We start from the raw sequence: 19,582 nt of genomic DNA on the forward strand, positions 1-19,582 counted from the left end.
TCTCCCAGTGGTACGCATGACCAAGAGCCTGCCCCTCGGGACCCGCCTGGTGATCCTGGGAGTGAGTGGCCCCCTGGTGAGCACCCTGCTGTTGCTGGGAGGTGCCAGCACCGCCGCGGTGGCGATCGCCAGACAAGCCAGCATCGAGATCTCCAGCCTCTTCCAACAGGACAACCGCGCGAACCTGCTGCACACCACCGCGCTGATCCAGGCCTCCGCCACCAGGACCAGCGAGCAGCTGATCCTCGATGCCGAAGCGATTCGCCGCAATCTGCAGGGCCTGGCGATCTCGGGGTCCAGCAGCCTCACCTGGCAGGGACAACGGTTTGAGTCCAACCAGGCGGCCACACTGCTCAACGATCTGTTGCGCCAACCCCTGTCGATCGGCGACGCCTGGGCGGGGATCTTTTTCAAGAATGAGCAGGGCCAGTGGCATCGGCTCACGGGCATCACCCGCTCGGGCGAACCGCTGCAGATGAACTGGCAGGCCCCCGCCGAGACCGTGCGGGAGCTGGAGGCGCTCTATCTGAACCGCGAAGGGCTGCTGACGCCCCGCAACACCCTGCTGCGCCGAGGGGATCAGTGGCGCGTCACCCGCCTGGCGCCCCTGAACGGCACGCCCCAGGGCCGGCGCCTGGTGGTGATGGTGAGTGTCTCCACCGATGCCGCCACCGGCCTGCTCAACGCGGGCTCCAACCTGTTCCCCCAGGAGGACCACGAGGTGGCCTTCTTCGGCTGGACGCCCACGGGCACGCTCTACTGCAACTACCAGCGGCCCCGGCCCACCACCTGCCGGGATCTCCAGGCCGCCCTGGCGGCGACGGGCGGGATCCCCAGGCCCGGAGCGGGGCAGCAGCCCGCGCTGATGGAGCGCCAGCTGCCGCTGATCGGCCCGGACCGGCGGCCGCTGCCGCGCCGCTCCCTGTTTGTGGCCACCTTTCCAACCTGGAACTGGGTGGCCGCCATCGCCGTGGACGAGGACGTGCTGCGGCGCACGCTGCTACCCCTGCGCCGGGAGACGATCCGGGTGATCACCGGGCTGATCGGCCTGAGCCTGCTGCTGATGCTGGGCTGCGGCCTCGCCGCCTGGCACCTGGCCCGCGGCGTGACCCGCCAGCTGCAGCAGCTGGCGGAGGCGGCCGATGCGATCGCCTCCGACCAGACGCGCCAGACCCTCAGCTATGGAGCCGACGATGCCATCGGCCAGCTGGTGCTGGCCTTCAACCGCATGGCCAGCGCGGTAGCCGACCGGGAGGAGGGCCTGCGGGCCCAGATCCAGGAGCTGACGATCAGCATCAACCACCAGTCGCTGCAGGGGCAGGTGTGCTCGATCGTGGCGGACCCCAGCTTCAGCGCCCTGAGCGAGCGGGCCCAGGCGATGCGGCAGCGGCGCCGCCAGTTCCGCGACCCCACGCCCCCCGAGGCCGGAGCTGCGGACGGGAGCAGACCCCTGGCCAGCAGCCCGGACAGCCAGCCGCCGGAGAGCCTCTCCCCGTCCGAGGGGAGCGCAGGGGGCTGATCAGCGCAGCTTGGCCAGGCGGGCCGGCAGGCGCAGGTCGTTGAGGGGGGTGCCGAGCTCCTGGCGGAGGGCCGGATCGTCCATGTAGCTCAGGCCACTGGCGCGAGCCAGGCTCACCAGTGCGACGTTGTAGTCGGCCAGGTCGTTCACATAGGCGATCACGGCCTGGGTGAGATCCTGCTGGGCCTGCACCACGTCGGTCACGGTGCCGTAGCCGGCGTTGAAGCGCAGGGTCTGCAGGCGCAGGGCCTCATTGGCGGCCTTGACGCGGCCCGAGGAGAAGAGCACCACGTCGCGCCCCTGGGTGGCCTGGGCGTAGAAGCTCTCCACCTCCTTGCGCACCTGGTTGACCGCCGCCTGGTAGGAGGCCTCGGCAGCCCTGGCCTTGCGGCGGGAGGCCTCGGCGTTCATGCGCGCCTGGCCGCCATCGAAGCCGGTGAACGACAGCTGCAGCAACGCCGAGGTGTCCCACAGGTCGGAGCGGGCCCCCTGCACCCACGGCGGCCCCTGACCGGTGAACCCCGCGGCCTTGGTCCACAGCCAGCTGTTGACCAGCTGGATCGTGGGCCGGTAAGTGGCGAGCTCGATCTGGGCCTGGGCCTCGTTGATCTTCACGTCCATCAGCTTCTGCTCGATCACCTTGCGGTAGTCGAGGGCGGCGCGACTGGTCTCCGCCAGGGAGTGGGGCCAGGAGCCCAGGGCCCCGAGCTGCTCGGCCGGGGTCAGGGGCGAGGAATCACTGATGGCCAGCAGCTCGCCGAGGGCCGCCTGGGCCACGCGCACGTCCTGCTGGGCCCGGGCCAGGTTGCTCTGGTCGGCCTTCAGCACCGACTCCTGCTTGGCCAGATCCACCTTGGTGGAGGAGCCCAGGCGGAACCGGGTCTCGGTGAGGCCATAGAGCAGCTTGTCGTTGGCCACGATCTGCTGGCCGGTGAGCACCTGGGCGTAGGCCTGCTGCAGCTCCACGAAGGCCTGCTCGGTCTGCAGGCGGTTGTCCCGCAGGGCGATCACATAGGTGTCGGCGGCCTGGCGCACCTTGTATTTGTTCTGCCAGATCGTGGGGGTACGGGCCGGATCGAAGAGGTTCCAGGTGACATCGACCTGGCCGATCGCCTGGAAGTAGCTGCCGAGGTAGGCCTTCTGGTTCTGGTAGGGCCCGGGCGACGCCACGCCACCGGTGAAGGCCCCCGGATAGTTGTAGTAGGAGCGGGCGCCGTAGGGGCCGCCGTTGAGGGAGGCGTTGAGCGTGGGCCACCAGGTGGCGTAGGCGGCGCCGAGGCTGTTCTGGGTCGCCACCAGCTCCTCATACGACTGGCGCAGCACCGGGTTGCGCTGGCTGGCCCAGGCCACCGCCTGGGCCATGGCCAGCCGGGACAGCTGCTCCGGCGGCAGCGGCGACTCCGTCGGGCGGGGCCGCTGGCCCGGCCAGCCCGATCCGAGGCTCTCGACGCGCTGCTCCCCCGGCAGCGGCTCGGCACCGGCCGATCCGGCCGGGATGGCGCCAGCGAGCAGCAACGGCAGCGCAGCGGCGAACCGCAGCAGGGCCGCGGTCCCACGCCGGCAGGGGCTCAGCTCTGGCGGGCGACTCATCGGGCCTGGGAGATCACGTAGGAGAAGGGCAGGTCGAGGAGCTTGCCGGCCTGGGGCACGTAGGCGCGCTTATTGAACACGTCGTAGTCGTGCCGTTCGATCACATCGAGGATGCCCCGGTAGAGCCGCAGCGACGCCCACACCGGCCAGCGGGCATCGGGGGCCAGCCAGCGCACGCCGGCCTCGGAGCGGGCGAACCACTGGCGGGCACGCTCCAGCTGGAAGGCCATCAGCGCCCGCCAGTTGTCGTTGAGGGTGCCGGCCAGCAGCTCGGCCTCCGAATAGCCGAAGCGCTCCAGGTCCTCCTGGGGCAGGTAGATGCGGCCGCGGCCCCGGTCTTCGCCCACGTCCCGCAGGATGTTGGTGAGCTGGTTGGCGATGCCGAGGGCCACCGCGGCCTCGGAGGTATCGGGCCGCTCGCTCCAGGGGGCGGAGGTGTAGGCGGGATCGAGACCCATCACCTCCTGGGTCATCAGGCCGACGGTGCCGGCGACGCGATAGCAGTAGAGCTCCAGCTCGGCGAAGGTGGCGTAGCGGGTCTGGTGCAGGTCCATGCGCTGGCCCTCGATCATGTCGAGGTAGGGCTGCAGGTCCTGGGGATAGCGCTCAAGGGTGTCCACCATGGCCCGATCGAGGCCATCGCGCACCTGGCCCTCGAACAGCTGGCGGGTGCGCAGCTCCCAGGCATCGAGCCGCGCCGCCAGCTCCTCCACCGGACGCGCCTGGGCCTCGGCGCTGTCCATCAGCTCATCGGTGCGGCGGCACCAGACGTAGATGGCCCAGATCGCCCGGCGCTTGGCCGGGGGCATCAGCAGCGTGCCGAGATAGAAGGTCTTGGCCCACTCGGCCGTCTCCCTGCGGCAGGCCTCATAGGCCTCCTCCAGGCTCGGCAGCACGGCGGATCCAGGCTCCCGCTGGCGGGACGTGGCGGCGGAGGACTGTGCCGTCATCGGGGCAGGGTCGGCACCTGGATCAACCGAGGCAGAGGCCATGGTGGCAGAGCGCTGGCTCACGAGGCGGCACGGCGCTGGCGCATGGCCCGGGCCCGTTCGGCCAGGGAGGAAAAGGAGGGATCGCCCAGGATCGAGCCCACCTGCCCCTGCACCGCGGCGGTGTTGATCTTGATCTCCAGCTCCTTGATGGTGGCCCGCAACTCCGTCTCCCGCCGCGACACGGCCCCGGCCATGCGCTGGAAGGCGCTCAGCAGGGGCGCCACCCGGGGGTCCTCGCGCACATCGGCCGCCATGGAGGCCACGAAGCGGTCGGCCTGGCTGAGCTCGCGATCGAGGCGCTGCTGGCTCAGCACCAGGTTCTGGTAGAGCTCCAGCTCCTGGTCGCGCAGGGCCTTCTTCTCCAGGCAGGCGCCGATGCGGGCCCGCAGCAGCGTGGCGTTGAAGGGCTTGGGCAGGTAGTCCTCGGCGCCGGCCTCGATGCAGCGCACCACGCTGGAGAGGTCGTCGAGGGCGCTGATCATGATCACCGGCAGATGGCGCAGCTCCTCGTCGGCCTTGAGCCGCAGCAGGGTGTCGTAGCCGTCCAGGCGCGGCATCATCACGTCCAGCAGCACCAGATCGAAGCGCTGCTGGCGCACCTTCTCCAGCACCTCCATGCCGTCGGCGGCGGTGGTGACGGTGTGGCCCTGGCGGACCAGGCGGCTGGCCAGCATGTCGCGGTTGAGCGGGTCGTCGTCCACCGCCAGGATGCGGCCGTGGCGCGGCACGGGCCCGGCGGCCTGGGGCGGGGGTTCGGACGCGCCGGGGGCAGGGGCCTCAGCCGGCTCAGCGAGCGGCTGGGATGGGGCCTCGGCGGCGGGGAGCGGGCGGGCGGGCGGAGCGGCTCCCGGGGCCGGCAGCGGCGCCAGCTGCAGCCGGGTGCGGATCAGGCCCACCAGCGTGGCGGCCGCCTGCTGGATGCGGCGCAGATCGGGCACGGCGGCCGGGTGCTCCTCCGCGGCCTCCTCCTCCAGCAGTTCGCTGTAGCCAATGATCTGGTTCAGGGGTGTGAGCAGGTCGTGGCGCAGGGCCGCGAGCTCCTGGGAGGCGTCCGGGGCGACCGGGGCCTCGGAGCCTGGCGGCGGGCTCGCCGCGGAGGCGGCACCCGGGGAGGGGGAAGCAGGCGGCATCACTCAGCCGTCCACCGCGATGCCGCAGCGCTGCAGCTGGGCCTGGATTTTCTCCAGCAGCCGGGCCAGGTCCACGGGCTTGGTGTCGTAGTCGTCGCAGCCGGCGGCGAGACAGCGGTCCCGGTCCTCCGCCATCGCATGGGCCGTGAGACCGATCACCGGGATGGCGGCGGTGGCCGCATCGGCCTTGAGGCGCCGCGTGGCCTCCCAGCCATCGATCACCGGCAGACTCATGTCCATCAGGATCAGGGCCGGGGCCTGGGCCGCCGCCACCTCCAGCGACTCAGCCCCATCCAGCGCCATCACCACCTCGAAGCCCTTGCGCGTCAGCCGCCGGGACAGCATGTCCCGGTTCATCTCGTTGTCCTCGACGAGCAGGATGCGAACCATCGCGGTGGCAGGAGTGCTCAGGATTTTCGCCTCACAATGGCATCAATCTGCGCCAGCAGAGAGTTGCCGGTGACGCGCCCCTTGCTGAGCACATCGCTCACCCGGCCGTTGAGCCTGGCCTGATCATCCGGGGTGAGGCTCTTGGCCGTGAGCACGATCACGGGAATGGCGGCGGCGATCGGATTGCGGCGCAACTGTTCGATGAACTCCAGGCCATCCATCTCCGGCATCATCAGGTCCAGCAGGATCAGGGCCGGCCGGCTGATGGCGATCCGCTCCAGGGCCTCGCGGCCGTTGCAGGCCCGCTCCACGGTCCAGCCCGCCTTCTCCAGCAGGCGCTGCAGCAGCTCGGCGTTGGCGTCGTCGTCCTCCACCACCAGCACCTGGGCCAGCTGGGAATCGCCCGTGAGCCGGCCGAGCAACTGCTCCAGCTTGGGCCAGTCCACCGGCTTGGTGAGACAGTCGGTGGCCCCCATGGCCACCCCCAGCTCGCGGTTGTCGAGCATCGTCATCATCACCACCGGAGTGAGCGCCAGCTCCGGATCCGACTTGAGGCTGGCCAGCACCGCCCAGCCGTCCATGCCCGGCATCATCACGTCGAGCGTGATCAGATCGGGGCGCAGGCGGCGGGCCATGGCCAGGCCCTCGGCCCCATCGGCGGCCAGCTCCACCTGGAAGCCCTCGCGCACCAGGAAGCGGCGGATCAGCTCGCGGGCATCGGCGTCGTCGTCGATGGCGAGCACTGTGCCGCGGGGCGGCACGGCGGGGATGGGCAGCGGGGAAGCCGGGGCCGCTGGTGCGGGTGGCCCGGCGGCCGGCTCGGCTGCCGCCTGGGGCAGGGCCGCGGGAGCGACCGCAACCGGACCGGCGGGATCGGCCTCCGCATTGGTCTCCGCCCCGGCCTCAGCCTCCGCCTCGGGCCTCACCCGGCGGGGCAGCTCCAGGGTGAAGGTGCTGCCACGGCCGGGCTCACTGGCCACCGTGATGTCCCCGCCCATCTGGCGACTGAACTCGCGGCTGATGGCCAGGCCGAGCCCGGTGCCGCCGTAGCGGCGGGTGGTGCTGCTGTCGGCCTGGCTGAAGCTCTGGAACAGGCGTCCCATCTGCTCCTCGTTCATGCCGATGCCCGTGTCGGCCACGGCGATGCGCAGGCGCTCGCTCGGGCCTGAGCCCTCGGCGCTCACGGTGATCGTGATGTGGCCGTGGTCGGTGAACTTGCTGGCGTTGCTGAGCAGATTGAGCAGGCACTGGCGCACCTTGGTGAGATCGGCGTGCACCGTGCCGATGTCCGCAGGGCACTCCACCTCCAGCCGATTGCCGTTCTGATGGAGCAGCGGCTGAACCGTGCTCACCACCTCGGCCAGGGTGTCGGGAAGCTCGAAATCCTCCAGGTAGAGGGTCATCTTGCCGGCCTCGATCTTGGAGAGATCGAGCACATCGTTGATCAGGCCGAGCAGATGCCGGCCGGCGGCATGGATCTTGCGCAGATCCGGCACGAACTCGTCGGGCTCGAGCTCCTCCGCCTCCTCAATCAGCATCTCGCTGTAGCCGATGATCGCGTTCATCGGCGTGCGCAGCTCGTGGCTCATGTTGGCCAGAAAGGCGCTCTTGGCCTGGTTGGCCTCCTCGGCCTCCTGGCGGGCGACGTGGGCCGACGCCCGCTCCGACTCGGCCAGGAGCCGCGCCACCTCGTCGTCGATCAGGGCCTTGGAGAGCCGCTGGCTGAACCACCAGGAGAGGGCCAGCACGGCCCCCACCATCACGAACAGCAGACCGAGCAGGCCACCGGTGAGCTGCACGGTGAGCCGATCGATGTCCGGCAGATAGGTGGCGGAGAGGATCTCGAAGCGCCAGGGCGCGAACTGCTGACGCTTCAGCAGGTAATCCTTCGGGGCGGCGGGGGATGCAGCCGCCCCCGGAGCACCAGCAGCGCCAGGGCGGTCGGACGAATCCACCAGCGCCTCAGCCTGGCCCCGCGGCACGTGGGCGGAATGGAAGCGGCGCTGGCCGCGGGAATCCAGCAGGGCCACGAAGCCGCGGTCCAGGATGCGGGAGCTGTTCACCGAGCGGCCGATCACCGCCAGGGTGTCGATGCGGTAGCCGGTGTACCAGGCGCCGATCACCGCCCCGGAGCGGTCACGGATCGGCTCGTAGGTGGTGAAGTAGGGCTCGCCGAAGATCTCGGCCACGCCGGTGAAGCTGCGGCCCGAGCGCAGGGCCCGGATCGCGTCACCGCGCGGGTTCAGTTCGGTGCCGATGGCACGCTGGCCGTCGATCTGGCGCACGGTGGTCGCCACGCGGATGAAGCGGTCTCCCCGGCGTACGAACAGGCTGGCGGTGCCGCCCATCCGTTCCACCACCGCATCGACGATCCCGGTGCTGGCATCGATGTCGGTGGTGCCGAAGCGCAGCTTGGGAACCAGCTCCACGCCGATCCGCCGAAGGCCTGGCCCCAGGGAGGGCTCACCCAGGCTGAGGGTGTCGGCCTGGAGCACCCGGAGCGCCGCCCGGGTGAGCTGGCGGTAGATGGTGTCGGTGACCTGCAGCTGGCTGGCCAGGCTGTCGCCCACCGCTTTGGCCTTCTGGGCCGCGAAGGTCTGCACGGTGCTGCGCAGCTGCAGCAGGCTGAACACGGCGGTGCCCACCAGCAGCCCGGCGACGACCCCGAACCAGATCAGGGTGCCGCGCAGGACGCGGCGTTCGATGGCGCGGGCATCAACGCCCAGGGCGCCGGGGTCGCTCACACGCCGACCGGCGTGCGCTCCGCCTGGCCCGCCGCCACGGCGGATCCGGCCACGGCCGCGGCGCACTGCTTGCCGCTGAGCACCGCCCCCTCCATCGAGGCCAGATAGCGCTGCATCGTGTAGCAGCCGGCCAGGAAGAAGTTGGCGATCGGGCTGGCCTGGTCGGGCCGCAGCTGCTGACAGCCGGGCACGGTCTTGTAGACCGAGAGGGGCGTCTTGACGACGATCGCCTTGCGCAGCTGGGCCTGGTCGTCGCCGGTGAAGTGCATCGGGAACAGGCGCTTCAGCTCCTCCATGGTGGCGGCCACGATCTCGTCGTCGCTGCGGCCGATCCAGTCCTTGGCGGGGGCGAACACCAGCTCCAGCATCGAGCGGTTGGGGTCTTCGTACTCGCGGCAGGTGTTGCTCATGTCGGCGTAGACGCTGAGCAGGGGGCTGCGGCTGAACAGCAGGTGATCGATCTCGGTGAGCTTGCGATCAAACCAGAGGTGGATGTTGATCACGGGCACGCCGTTGAGACCATCGAGCTTCTGGAAGTAGGGGATCCCCTTCCAGGCCTCAGGAATCAGCAGCTTGAAGGGATCCACCGGCATGGCGCTCACGTAGGCATCGGCCGTGAGGGTGTAGCCCTCCTTGCCCTTGATGCCGCCGATGCGGAAGCCGCTCACCGTGCCATCGGCGTTCAGCTCGATCTCCCGCAGGGGCGAATCGAGGTGCACCTCACCGCCGCGGGCCGTCACGTAGTCGACGATGGGCTGGCAGAGGCGCTGGGGCGGGTTGCCATCGAGGAAGGCCATCTTCGAGCCGTCGCTCTCCTGCAGGAAGCGGTTCAGGGCCGTGAGCACCACCGTGCTGGAGATCTCATCGGGGTCGATGAAGTTCAGCGCCTTGGCCATGGCGATGAACACCTCGTCGTTCACCCGATCGGGGATGTTGTGCAGTTTGAGCCACTCGCTCCAGGAATACTTGTCGCACTCCTCCACGTAGGACTGGCCCCGCAGCATCGCCGGCACCAGGCCCAGGCCGAAGGCGATCTTCTCCGGCCAGGTGAGCATGTCGTTATTGCCGAGGATCGCCGCCACGCCGTTGAGGGGGGCGGGGATGTCGGGGAAGTCGAAGCGGCTGTAGGTGCCGGGGGTCTCCATCTGGTTGAAGATCATCGAGTGGCTCTTCCACTGCAGACGGTCTTCGATGTCCAGCTCCTTGAACAGCTGGCGCATGTTGCGGTAGGCGCCGAAAAAGATGTGCAGACCGGTCTCGTACCAGTCGCCCTCCTCGTCCTGCCAGGCGGCCACCTTGCCGCCCAGCACGTCGCGGGCTTCGACCACGATCGGGGTGTGACCGGCGTCGCAGAGGTACTTGGCGCAGGCCAGACCGGCCAGCCCGGCTCCTGCAATGGCGACGCGCATGGCACACCCGAAATCCAGCGACAACCTTAAGAGCCCCGCTCCCGCCGCCGAGAGGGCCGGCCAGGGGCGGGGATCGCCACCCCTGGGCCGAGGCGGGACCGGAAGGCCGTGGGGAGACCGGCGGCGCCGGACCGGAGCGGGGCGCACTGTTCCTAAAGTCGGTTCACGCCCCATCCGAGCCCGCCCGCCGCGCCAGCCCAGGCGAACGCCGGCGCCGCCGCGCTCCGGCACCCTCCCGGTGAGACTTCCGACCCCATGGCCGACACCCTGATCAAGTCCACCACCCGCCACATCCGCCTGTTCACGGCGCGGGTGGAGAACGGCCAGCTGGTGCCCGATGACGGCCAGCTCACCCTGGACGTGGACCCGGACAACGAATTCCTCTGGGACCCCGCCGCCCTCACCAAGGTGCAGGACCGCTTTCGCGAGCTGGTGGACGCCCAGGCCGGCGCCGACCTGACCGACTACACGGTCCGGCGCATCGGCTCGGAGCTGGAGGGCTTCGTGCGCCAGCTGCTCCAGGCCGGCGAGCTGCGCTACAACCCGGACGCGCGGGTCCTCAACTACTCGATGGGCCTGCCCCAGGCCCCCCAGTCGGCATGAGCCGCTCCCGCTACGGCGACGACGGCGGCCGCTCCCCCCGCGAGGGCCGCTACGACGCCCCCTCCAACGACCGCTACGCCACAGCCCGCGGCGGCCGCTCCAGCGGCCGCGACTACGACAGCCGCTACGACGCCCCCCGGGACACCGGTCGCAGGCCCGCCAGCGGCGGCCCGGGCGGTGGGCCAGGCGGAGGGGGCGGCCCCGGCGGCGGCGGACCCTTCCAGTTCAACATCGGCACGATCGCCGTGCTGGCCGGCGTGCTGGTGGTGGGCATCGGCATCGGGACCGCCCTCTCCAGCACCACCCAGGGCGACCAGGGCAACATCGCCAGCTCCCAGCAGCTGGACATGGCCGTGCCCGATCCGGAGTTCTGCCGCCAATGGGGCGCCAGCGCCTTCGTGATGGACGTGGAGCTCTACACCACGATGAACCCCAGCAGCAGCTTCGTGACCCAGCCCCAGCTCAAGCCGGGCTGCGTGATCCGGCGCGAGAACTGGAGCGTGCTGCAGAAGGAGGGCGCCGTGACCGCCGAGCAAATGCGCCAGTGCAAGCAGCGCATGAACACCTTCGCCTACGTGGGCTCGGTGAAGGACAAGCCGATCGTGCGCTGCGTCTACCAGACCGACATCAGCGAGAACAAGTTCCTCACCAAGGGCGTGGCCGACGACACCGTGGGCGTGACCCCCGAAGCCGACCAGTTCTGAGGCCAGCGGCGGCTCAGAACCGGTCGGATCAGGCCCCCGCCGAGGCGGGCTCGCCGCCGGGGGCCGGAGCCGCTGTGGCGGCCTGCTGCAGCGGCCGCCGCAGGGGGCTGTCGGGGCTGGCGAACACCGGCAGGATCTCGCGCCGGAAGGCATCGGCGGCCCGGGAGCAGTAGCGGGCCGGGTGGGTGATCAGCTTGAGCTGGCGCCGCACCGACAGGTCCGCCAGGGCCGGCCGGTGCAGGCTGCCGGCGGCCAGTTCCCGCTCGATCGACACCACCGGCAGGAAGGCCGCCCCCAGGCCGCTCTGCACCGCGTTCTTGATCGCCTCGAAGGAGTTGAGCTCCATCTCGATCTTGAGCCGGCCCACGTCCAGGCCGGAGCGGGCCAGCAGCTGGTCCACCATCTTGCGGGTGGTGGACTGGGCATCCAGGCAGACGAAGCCCAGCCGGTAGAGGTCGTCCTTGCTGAGTTCCGGCAGCCGGGCCAGGGGATGCTTCACCGGCAGCACCAGGGCCAGCTCGTCGCTGGCGTAGGGCACCACCTGCAGCAGCTCGTTCAGGTCCCCCGGCAGCTCGCCGCCGATGATCGCCAGATCGATCTGGCCGTTAGCCACGCTCCAGCCCGTGCGGCGGGTGCTGTGCACCTGCAGCTGCACCGCCACGTCCGGATACTTCTGGCGGAACAGGCCGATCATGCGCGGCATCAGGTAGGTGCCGGTGGTCTGGCTGGCGCCCACGATCAGGGAGCCGCCGCGCAGGTTGTGGAGATCCTCCAGGGCCCGGCAGGCCTCCTGGCACTGGCTGAGGATCCGGTCGCAGTAGCTGAGCAGCAGGTGGCCGGCCTCGGTGAGCTGGGCCTTGCGGCCGCCGCGGTCGAACAGCGACACGCTCAGCTGCTTCTCCAGGTTCTGGATCTGCAGGCTCACCGCCGGCTGGGTGACGTAGAGGCTGTCGGCAGCCTTCTTGAAGCTGCCCTCGCTGGCGATGGCCCGCAGGATGCGCAGCTGGTCGAGGGTGAACGGCAGATCGGCCATGGATCCCGTTGGGGCTGCACCGTCTGGAGATCAGAACTGTAGGCACGGATGCCGTGTCGCCAGAATCACGGGCCCCGCATCCCGTCATGGCCGACCCGCACCTGCACCACAGCAGCCTGGTGATGCTGGGCCTGCTGCTGGCCTTCGCCCTGGTGCACAGCGGCGGCGCCTCGCTGCGGGCCTGGGGAGTCGAACGCATCGGCGAACGGGCCTGGCGGCTGCTGTTCGCCGGCGTCAGCATCCCCTCGGCCGTGGTGGTGATCGGCTACTTCCTGGCCCACCGCTACGACGGGATTCGCCTCTGGAACCTGCAGGACCAGCCCTGGATCATCCCGGTGGTCTGGACCGGCACGGCCATCAGCTTCCTGTTCCTCTACCCGGCCACCTACAACCTGCTGGAGATTCCGGCGGTGCTCAAGCCCCAGGTGCGGCTCTACGCCACCGGCATCATCCGGGTGAGCCGCCACCCCCAGGCCATTGGCCAGATCCTCTGGTGCGCCACCCACCTGCTCTGGATCGGCAGCAGCTTCATGGTGGCGGCCTGCATCGGCCTGATCGGCCACCACCTGTTCGCGGTGTGGAACGGCGACCGGCGCCTGCGCAACCGCTTCGGGGCGGCCTTCGAGGAGCTCAAGGCCAGCACCTCGGTGATCCCCTTCCTGGCGGTGCTGGACGGGCGGCAGCAGCTGGTGCCCTCGGAATTCCTGCGGCCGGCCCAGCTGGGCATCGCCATCGCCGTGGGGGTGTTCTGGTGGGCGCACCGCTTCATCGGACTGGGGGCCACGGCCTTCGGGCGCACCGGCCTGGCCCACTGGCTGGGCTGAGGGCACGGCCTGGCCGAGCGCGCGTCACAGGCCGGCCACAGGAACCAGAGCGCCCCGAAGGGCTGCCTACACTCCGGGGGACTGCCTCCTCCCCGGATGCCCTCGGCCGCCGAACTCGCCTGGTTGATTCCGGTCCTGCCCCTGGCGGGGGCCTGCCTCGTGGGGCTGGGGCTGATCAGCTTCAACCGCACCATCAACCGCCTGCGCAAGCCGGTGGCCCTGCTGCTGATCACCTGCGTCGGGGCGGCGGCGGTCCTCAGCTACGCCGTGCTGGCGGACCAGCTGGCCGGGGCCGGCCCCACGGAGGTGCTGTTCAACTGGGCCAGCGCCGGCACGTTCAACCTGCAGATGGGCTTCCGCGTCGATGCCCTCGGGGCGGTGATGCTGTCGCTCGTGACCACCATCGCCGTGCTGGTGATGGTGTATTCCGATGGCTACATGGCCCACGACAAGGGCTATGTGCGCTTCTTCACCTACCTGGCCCTGTTCAGCAGCTCGATGCTGGGCCTGGTGATCAGCCCGAACCTGCTCGAGATCTACGTGTTCTGGGAGCTGGTGGGCATGTGCTCCTACCTGCTGGTGGGCTTCTGGTACGACCGCGACGGCGCCGCCAATGCCGCCCAGAAGGCCTTCGTGGTGAACCGGGTGGGGGACTTCGGCCTGCTGCTGGGGATCCTGGGCCTGTTCTGGGCCACCGGCAGCTTCGGCTTCGAGGAGATCGGCGCCCGGCTGACGGAGGCCGTGGCCGCCGGCAGCGTCAGCAACGGCGCGGCGATCCTGCTCTGCCTGCTGGTGTTCATGGGCCCGATGGCGAAGTCGGCCCAGTTCCCCCTGCACGTGTGGCTGCCCGACGCCATGGAGGGCCCCACGCCGATCTCGGCCCTGATCCACGCCGCCACGATGGTGGCCGCCGGCGTGTTCCTGGTGGCCAGGCTGCAGCCGGTGTACGTGCCCTTCCCCGAGGTGCAGACGGTGATCGCCGTGGTGGGCACCATCACCCTCGTGCTGGGCGCCTCGATCGCCCTCACCCAGCAGGACCTCAAGAAGGGACTGGCCTACAGCACCGTGAGCCAGCTGGGCTACATGATGCTGGCCATGGGCTGCGGCGCCCCGGTGGCCGGAATGTTCCACCTGGTGACCCACGCCTTCTTCAAGGCGATGCTGTTCCTGGGTTCGGGCTCGGTGATCCACGCCATGGAGGAGGTGGTGGGCCATGAGCCGGTGCTCGCCCAGGACATGCGCCTGATGGGCGGCCTGCGCCGCTACATGCCTGTAACCGCCACCACCTTCTTCATCGGCTGCGTGGCCATCAGTGGCATCCCGCCCCTGGCCGGCTTCTGGAGCAAGGACGAGATCCTCGGCGTGGCCTTTGGCCAGTTCCCGCTCCTCTGGGTGGCCGGCTTCGCCACTGCCGGCCTCACGGCCTTCTACATGTTCCGCCTCTACTTCCTCACCTTCGAGGGCAGCTTCCGCGGCAACGACAAGGCCGTGCAGGCCCAGCTGCTCGCCGCCGCCGGCAAGGGCAGCGGCAGCGGCGACCACGGCGACGACCATGGCCACGCCCATGCCGAGCATCCCCACGAGTCGGGCTGGCAGATGGCGTCACCGCTGGTGGTGCTGGCCGTGCCCTCGGTGCTGATCGGCCTGCTGGGCACCCCCTGGAACAGCCGCTTCGCCACCCTGCTCGATCCCCGCGAGGCCGCCGAGGCGGCGGAGCACTTCAGCTGGGGCGAGTTCCTGCCCCTGGCCGGCGCCTCGGTGGGCATCTCGCTGCTGGGCATCGGCGTGGCGGTGCTGGCCTACGCCCTGCACAAGCTGGATCTGGCCACGGCCGTGGCGGGTCGCTTCCCCGCCGTCAACGCCTTCCTGGCCAACAAGTGGTATCTGGATGCCATCAACGAGAAGCTGTTCGTGCAGGGCAGCCGCAAGCTGGCCCGCCAGGTGCTCGAGGTGGATTCCAAGGTGGTGGACGGCGTGGTGAACCTCACCGGCCTGGTGACCCTGGGCAGCGGCGAGGGTCTCAAGTACTTCGAGACCGGCCGGGCCCAGTTCTATGCCCTGATCGTGTTCGGGGGCGTGATCGCCCTGGTGGTGCTGTTCGGCGTCCTGGGCTGAGCGGCGGCTCCGACCGCCGCAGCGGCACTGCGAACCCCCGGCCCCCTGGCCACAACGCTCTGTGTGACATCGGCCACCGGCCAAGGTCCGGGCCGGCCGGCATTTCTACACTCCGGCCAGACCATCGGGCCTGTCTGTGTTCTTCGACTTCGCGGTGTTCCCGGCTGGGGCGAGCCTGGCCGCCGCCAGCGCCGCCCCGGGAGCCGCCCCTGCATCGGCGGCCGCCTTTCCCTGGCTGAGCGCCTCGATCCTCTTCCCGATCGCCGCCGCCCTGCTGATCCCCTTCGTGCCCGACAAGGGCGACGGCAAGCAGGTGCGCTGGTTCGCCCTGGGGGTGTCGCTGATCACCTTCCTGCTCACGGTGGGCGGCTACCTCAATGGCTACGACCCCAGCGTCGAGGGCCTGCAGCTGGTGGAGCGCTGGCAGTGGCTGCCCAACCTGGGGCTGGCCTGGTCGGTGGGGGCCGATGGCCTGTCGATGCCGCTGATCCTGCTCACCAGCTTCATCACCTCGCTGGCGGCCCTGGCCGCCTGGCCCGTGAGCTTCAAGCCGCGGCTCTTCTACTTCCTGCTGCTGGCGATGGATGGCGGCCAGATCGCCGTGTTCGCCGTGCAGGACATGCTGCTGTTCTTCCTGGCCTGGGAGCTGGAGCTGCTGCCGGTGTATCTGCTGCTCGCCATCTGGGGGGCCAAGAAGCGCCAGTACGCCGCCACCAAGTTCATCCTCTACACGGCCGGCGGCTCGGTGTTCATCCTGCTGGCGGCCCTGGCGATGGCCTTCTACGGCGGCGGCACGCCCAGCTTCGAGTTCTCGGCCCTGATGGCCAAGGAGTTCCCGCTCAAGTTCCAGCTTCTGGCCTACGCCGGTCTGCTGATCGCCTTCGGGGTGAAGCTGCCGATCGTGCCGCTGCACACCTGGCTGCCGGATGCCCACGGCGAGGCCACGGCGCCGGTGCACATGCTGCTGGCGGGCATCCTGCTGAAGATGGGCGGCTACGCCCTGCTGCGCTTCAACGTGCAGCTACTGCCCGAGGCCCACGCCCAGTTCGCGCCGCTGCTGGTGGTGCTGGGGGTCGTGAACATCATCTACGCGGCGCTCACCTCCTTCGCCCAGCGCAACCTCAAGCGCAAGATCGCCTACAGCTCGATCAGCCACATGGGCTTCGTGCTGATCGGCATCGGCAGCTTCAGCGCCCTGGGCACCAGTGGGGCGATGCTGCAGATGGTGAGCCACGGTCTGATCGGCGCCTCGCTCTTCTTCCTGGTGGGCGCCACCTATGACCGCACCCACACCCTGCAGCTCGATGAGATGGGCGGCGTGGGCCAGAAGATGCGCAAGATGTTCGCCCTCTGGACGATCTGCTCACTGGCCTCACTGGCCCTGCCGGGCATGAGCGGCTTCGTGAGCGAGCTGATGGTGTTCGTGGGCTTCGCCACCAGCGAGGCCTATGCCCTCAGCTTCCGCATCGTGATGGCCGTGCTGGCGGCGGTGGGGGTGATCCTCACGCCGATCTATCTGCTCTCGATGCTGCGGGAGATCTTCTTCGGCAAGGAGAACGCCGAGCTGGCCTCCCACACCCACCTGGTGGATGCCGAGCCCCGCGAGATCTACGTGATCAGCTGCCTGCTGGTGCCGATCATCGGCATCGGCCTCTACCCCCGCCTGGTGACCGACAGCTACCGCGCCTCGATCGAGGCCCTGGTGCAGCGGGAACTCACGGCCATGAACCGGCCCGTCGGCAACCCGCCGGGCGGCCTGATCCGCCGCTCCCCCCTGGGCGAGCTGCTGCCGCCCGCGCTGCTGCAGGCCCCGGCCCTGGTGCCGGCGGCGGCGTAGGGAGCCATCCCGACGCGTTCCCACCGGCGCTTGCGCAACACAGACAGGCTCCGTACGCTCCCGGATCGGAGCGAGCCCCGGTCCCTTCCCTTCCCTGAACGGCGATGCGACAGCTGAACTTTCTGCTGATCTTCAGCTTCAGCCTGGCGATGGTGATGTTCACCCTGGAGAACACCACCGCCACCACGGTGAAGTTCCTGCCGGGCGTCTCCACCACCCTGCCGCTGGCGGTGCTGCTGCTGCTGGTGGGCGGCATCGGGGCCACGGCCGCCTGGGTCTTCGCCGTGTGGACCGGGGTGGTGAAGCAGGTGGAGACCCTGAACAATTCCAGCGACGTGGAGGCCCAGCAGGTGCGCATCCGCGAGCTGGAGGAGGACGTGCAGCGCTACCGGGCCGCCGTGGATGCCCAGCTGGGGCTGCTGCCGGCCGCCGGTGAGAGCTCCGCCCCCCAGGCCAGCGGCAACGGCTGACCACCGGCCGGGGCTGGTCCAGATCCGATCCAGCCGGTAGCTTGCAGGAAGTCTGCGGAATCCCGTGTCGGAAGGGGGCGCCAGGCTGGCCATCCGCCTGCTGCAGGACGCGGCCCTGCGGGGGGATCTCGATCCCTGGGACGTGGATGTGATTGCCGTCGTGGACGGCTTCCTCGACCAGCTGCGCCAGCGCATCAGCCTGCCCCGGCTGGTGGTGGCCAACGGAGCGGGCGGCGGCGGCAGCTACGAGCAGGACCTGGCCGAAACCAGCGAGGCCTTCCTGGCGGCCTCGGTGCTGGTGAGCCTCAAGGCCGAGGTGCTGGAGGCCCGCACCTTTCCCCCGGACGCGGCCCTGGAGGACGAGCCCGACGAGCTGGAGCCGGCCTGGGGCGGCGGCGAGCTGATCGAGCTGCCCAGCCGCCCCGAACGGCACCTGCGCCGGCGGCTGGTGGCCCCGCCGCCCCTGCAGCGCCCGGTGACCCTGGGGGAACTGATCCGCCAGCTGGAGGAGATCGCCGAGCGGCTGGAGCAGGAGGAGGCCCGGCCCCGCCAGCGCCAGCGCAGCCGGCGCTTCAGCGACCGGGCCGTGATCGAGCAGGTGGCGGCCCTCGCCCACCGCGAGAAGCTGCCGGAGACCACCGCCGCCCTCGGTCGCTTCCTGCTGGAGCACCCCGACAGCCTCGACTGGCTGGGCTTCGACGCCCTGGTGGAGGGCTGGTCGGCCGTGGCCCCAGCGGACCTGGACTGCGATCGGGTGGGGGTGTTCTGGGCCCTGCTGTTCCTCTGCTCCCAGGGCAAGGTGGCCCTGGAGCAGAGCGGCGGGCTCTACGGACCGCTGCGCCTCAAACGCCTGGCCGAGGCGGACGAGGAGCCGCTGCCTGCCCTGGCAGCGGCCCCGGGGCCAGCTCCGGGGCCGGCTCGGCCGGCACTGGTGGCCTAGAGCCGTTGACTAGGGTTTCTGCATCCAGACCCTCTCACCACGGAAGACAGCGCCGATGAAGGCGATGATCCTGGCCGCCGGCAAGGGAACGCGGGTGCGTCCGATCACGCACACCACGCCCAAACCGATGATCCCGATCCTGCAGAAGCCCGTGATGGAGTTTCTGCTGGAGTTGCTGCGGGAGCACGGCTTCACCGAAATCATGGTGAACGTGTCGCACCTGGCGGAGGAGATCGAGAACTACTTCCGCGATGGCCAGCGCTTTGGCGTGGAGATCGCCTACAGCTTTGAGGGCCGCATCGAGGACGGCGAACTGATCGGCGAGGCGGTCGGCTCGGCCGGTGGCATCAAGAAGATTCAGAACTTCCAGCCCTTCTTCGACGACACCTTCGTGGTGCTCTGCGGCGATGCCCTGATCGACCTGGATCTCACCGAAGCCGTGCGGCGCCACCGCGAGAAGGGCGCCATGGCCAGCCTGATCACCAAGCGGGTCCCCAGGGATCAGGTGAGCAGCTACGGCGTGGTCGTGACCGACGCGGACGGCCGGGTGCGCTCCTTCCAGGAGAAGCCGGCGGTGGATGAGGCCGCCAGCGACATGATCAACACCGGCATCTACATCTTCGAGCCCGAGGTTCTCGACTTCATCCCCACGGGCGTGCCCTTCGACATCGGCTCGGACCTGTTCCCACGCCTGGTGGAGGCCGGGGCTCCCTTCTACGCCCTGCCGATGGAATTCGAGTGGGTGGATATCGGCAAGGTGCCTGACTACTGGCAGGCGATCCGCAGCGTGCTGGATGGCCAGGTGCGCCAGGTGCAGATCCCCGGCAAGCAGGTGCGTCCCGGCATCTACACCGGCCTCAACGTGGCCGCCAACTGGGACAAGATCAAGGTGCAGGGCCCGATCTACGTGGGCGGCATGACCAAGATCGAGGACGGCGCCACGATCATCGGCCCGGCGATGATCGGCCCGAGCTGCCACATCTGTGAGGGCGCCACGATCGACAACTCGATCATCTTCGACTACTCCCGCATCGGCCCCGGCGTGCGGCTGGTGGAAAAACTCGTGTATGGCCGCTACTGCGTGGACCGCAACGGCGACCACTTCGACCTGCAGGAAGCCGCCCTCGACTGGCTGATCACCGACGTGCGCCGCCAGGATCTGGTGGCCCCCTCGCCCCAGCAGAAGGCGATGGCCGAACTGCTCGGCACCGACCTGGCCATCAGCGGCTCCGCCGCCGGCTGAACGGACTGGGCCGCGTGGGGCCTGCCGGGCGCCTGCTCG

General features: G+C 69.8%; 16 protein-coding genes. 9 read left to right on the forward strand and 7 right to left on the reverse strand.

Translation table 11 applies throughout. The annotated features are described in order from the left end of the window. Positions 1-16 precede the first annotated feature (16 nt). Positions 17-1,519 carry a HAMP domain-containing protein gene (locus ACLV7J_RS07200; protein ID WP_411868422.1) on the forward strand — a complete coding sequence of 501 codons (1,503 nt, stop codon included), beginning with the start codon at positions 17-19 and terminating at the stop codon, positions 1,517-1,519. Here ACLV7J_RS07200 and ACLV7J_RS07205 read toward each other — a convergent pair whose 3' ends face one another. The 6 genes from ACLV7J_RS07205 to pds are packed head-to-tail and all read right to left on the reverse strand — an operon-like array spanning position 1,520 to position 9,774. Further along, positions 1,520-3,109 (reverse strand): TolC family protein, encoded by a 1,590-nt coding sequence (locus ACLV7J_RS07205; protein WP_411868423.1) that lies wholly within the window; start codon positions 3,107-3,109, stop codon positions 1,520-1,522. After that, positions 3,106-4,059 (reverse strand): phytoene synthase, encoded by a 954-nt coding sequence (locus tag ACLV7J_RS07210; RefSeq protein ID WP_411868424.1) that lies wholly within the window; start codon positions 4,057-4,059, stop codon positions 3,106-3,108. The genes ACLV7J_RS07205 and ACLV7J_RS07210 overlap by 4 nt, the downstream gene beginning before the upstream one ends. A 59-nt stretch (positions 4,060-4,118) precedes the next feature. After that, positions 4,119-5,231 (reverse strand): response regulator, encoded by a 1,113-nt coding sequence (locus tag ACLV7J_RS07215; protein ID WP_411868425.1) that lies wholly within the window; start codon positions 5,229-5,231, stop codon positions 4,119-4,121. A gap of 3 nt (positions 5,232-5,234) precedes the next feature. Beyond that, the gene (locus tag ACLV7J_RS07220) at positions 5,235-5,621 is read right to left on the reverse strand and encodes a response regulator (RefSeq protein ID WP_411868426.1); all 387 of its coding nucleotides are present in this window, start codon (positions 5,619-5,621) and stop codon (positions 5,235-5,237) included. 17 nt (positions 5,622-5,638) lie between these two features. Beyond that, complete coding sequence (locus ACLV7J_RS07225) at positions 5,639-8,365, reverse strand: response regulator (RefSeq protein ID WP_411868427.1); 2,727 nt, start codon at positions 8,363-8,365, stop codon at positions 5,639-5,641. Further along, the gene (pds, locus tag ACLV7J_RS07230) at positions 8,362-9,774 is read right to left on the reverse strand and encodes a 15-cis-phytoene desaturase (RefSeq protein WP_411868428.1); all 1,413 of its coding nucleotides are present in this window, start codon (positions 9,772-9,774) and stop codon (positions 8,362-8,364) included. The genes ACLV7J_RS07225 and pds overlap by 4 nt, the downstream gene beginning before the upstream one ends. Positions 9,775-10,029: 255 nt before the next feature. Here pds and ACLV7J_RS07235 point away from each other — a divergent pair, with 255 nt between their 5' ends. Together ACLV7J_RS07235 and ACLV7J_RS07240 are read left to right on the forward strand one after the other, a co-directional pair. Next, on the forward strand, positions 10,030-10,377 hold the full coding sequence (locus tag ACLV7J_RS07235) for an NAD(P)H-quinone oxidoreductase subunit M (protein ID WP_411868429.1): 348 nt from the start codon (positions 10,030-10,032) through the stop codon (positions 10,375-10,377). After that, on the forward strand, positions 10,374-11,081 hold the full coding sequence (locus ACLV7J_RS07240) for a DUF3172 domain-containing protein (protein ID WP_411868430.1): 708 nt from the start codon (positions 10,374-10,376) through the stop codon (positions 11,079-11,081). Before ACLV7J_RS07235 ends, ACLV7J_RS07240 begins: the two co-directional genes overlap by 4 nt. A 28-nt stretch (positions 11,082-11,109) precedes the next feature. Here ACLV7J_RS07240 and ACLV7J_RS07245 read toward each other — a convergent pair whose 3' ends face one another. Next, on the reverse strand, positions 11,110-12,114 hold the full coding sequence (locus tag ACLV7J_RS07245; protein WP_411868431.1) for a LysR family transcriptional regulator: 1,005 nt from the start codon (positions 12,112-12,114) through the stop codon (positions 11,110-11,112). A gap of 86 nt (positions 12,115-12,200) precedes the next feature. Here ACLV7J_RS07245 and ACLV7J_RS07250 point away from each other — a divergent pair, with 86 nt between their 5' ends. From ACLV7J_RS07250 to ACLV7J_RS07275, 6 genes are all read left to right on the forward strand, one after another. Continuing rightward, positions 12,201-12,938 carry an NnrU family protein gene (locus ACLV7J_RS07250; protein ID WP_411868432.1) on the forward strand — a complete coding sequence of 246 codons (738 nt, stop codon included), beginning with the start codon at positions 12,201-12,203 and terminating at the stop codon, positions 12,936-12,938. 96 nt (positions 12,939-13,034) lie between these two features. Further along, complete coding sequence (locus ACLV7J_RS07255; RefSeq protein ID WP_411868433.1) at positions 13,035-15,053, forward strand: NAD(P)H-quinone oxidoreductase subunit 5; 2,019 nt, start codon at positions 13,035-13,037, stop codon at positions 15,051-15,053. A gap of 175 nt (positions 15,054-15,228) precedes the next feature. Further along, a complete protein-coding gene (locus tag ACLV7J_RS07260; protein ID WP_411868590.1) occupies positions 15,229-16,890 on the forward strand; it encodes an NAD(P)H-quinone oxidoreductase subunit 4 in 1,662 nt (553 codons plus the stop codon). A 104-nt stretch (positions 16,891-16,994) separates the two neighbouring features. Continuing rightward, positions 16,995-17,360, forward strand: coding sequence for a lipopolysaccharide assembly protein LapA domain-containing protein (locus ACLV7J_RS07265; RefSeq protein ID WP_411868434.1), 366 nt, complete (start codon positions 16,995-16,997; stop codon positions 17,358-17,360). 64 nt (positions 17,361-17,424) lie between these two features. Continuing rightward, on the forward strand, positions 17,425-18,300 hold the full coding sequence (locus ACLV7J_RS07270; RefSeq protein WP_411868435.1) for a segregation/condensation protein A: 876 nt from the start codon (positions 17,425-17,427) through the stop codon (positions 18,298-18,300). Between the two features lie 55 nt (positions 18,301-18,355). Further along, entirely contained in the window at positions 18,356-19,543 is a 1,188-nt protein-coding gene (locus ACLV7J_RS07275; RefSeq protein WP_411868436.1) for a sugar phosphate nucleotidyltransferase, read from the forward strand. Positions 19,544-19,582 lie beyond the last annotated feature (39 nt).

Origin of the sequence: Vulcanococcus limneticus LL (genome assembly GCF_943369875.1) — a bacterium.
GTDB lineage: Bacteria > Cyanobacteriota > Cyanobacteriia > PCC-6307 > Cyanobiaceae > Vulcanococcus > Vulcanococcus limneticus_A.